Genomic DNA, 780 nt, shown 5'->3' with positions numbered 1-780 from the left:
AAGCAGCGCAAGGCCTATGCGGGTCAGGCGGTGCGTCTGCTCGATGTCCCCGCTGATGCCGGCCGCGGCTTCGGCCTGTTCGACCACGCTGGGGCGGAGGGGGATCCTGCCCGGCTTGCCGAAGCCCTGCAGAAGGCCGCCCTGTCGGCTTACGGCGATGCCGGACCGGCCTTCGTCCGCGCTCTGATGGACATGGGCCAGGAAGAAGCCCGGACCCTCGTCGTCGCCCTCGTGGGTAGCATCGGTTTGGAGCACGCGCCGGCCGACGCCGACGGGCAGATTCGGCGGGCTGCCGCACGGCTGGGCATGATCCAAAACGAAGCTATCCACGAGGTCGACGACGAGGGTCCGGGCTTCCTCCTGGCCCATGTCCATCAGAGCGCGGACGAAGGCCGGTCCGGCCTCGCCGTAAGCCGACAGGGCGGCCTTCTGCAGGGCTTCGGCAAGCCGGGCAGGATCCCCCTCCGGCCCAGCGTGGTCGAACAGGCCGAAGCCGCGGCCGGCATCAGCGGGGACATCGAGCAGACGCACCGCCTGACCCGCATAGGCCTTGCGCTGCTTGTCCTCCGCGATCTTGGCCGCCATCGGCAACTCGCCGGTCGAGAGCGTCAGCACCCGCCATGTCATCGGCGCACGCATTGAGCCGTCCCGAGCCGAGCGGCCTTTGCCGACGCCGGAGGCCAACTGGTAGACGGCCGCCGCTGCATCCCGGCCTTCAGCCACCCCGATCTCGTCGAGGCACAACAGGGTGTCGGTAACGATCGCCGCGGTGGCTTCCTG

Annotated in this window: 1 protein-coding gene; it reads right to left on the bottom strand. The window is 69.7% G+C overall.

Annotated features, from left to right (window positions below):
- On the bottom strand, positions 1 to 780 hold a 780-nt coding region (locus MKK75_RS17640; protein ID WP_244043840.1), incomplete at both ends, for a DUF927 domain-containing protein.

This window comes from Methylobacterium sp. J-030, assembly GCF_022829545.1.
GTDB lineage: Bacteria > Pseudomonadota > Alphaproteobacteria > Rhizobiales > Beijerinckiaceae > Methylobacterium.
Note: the sequence above shows the minus strand (reverse complement) of the source record. Positions and strands in the feature narration are given on the sequence as shown.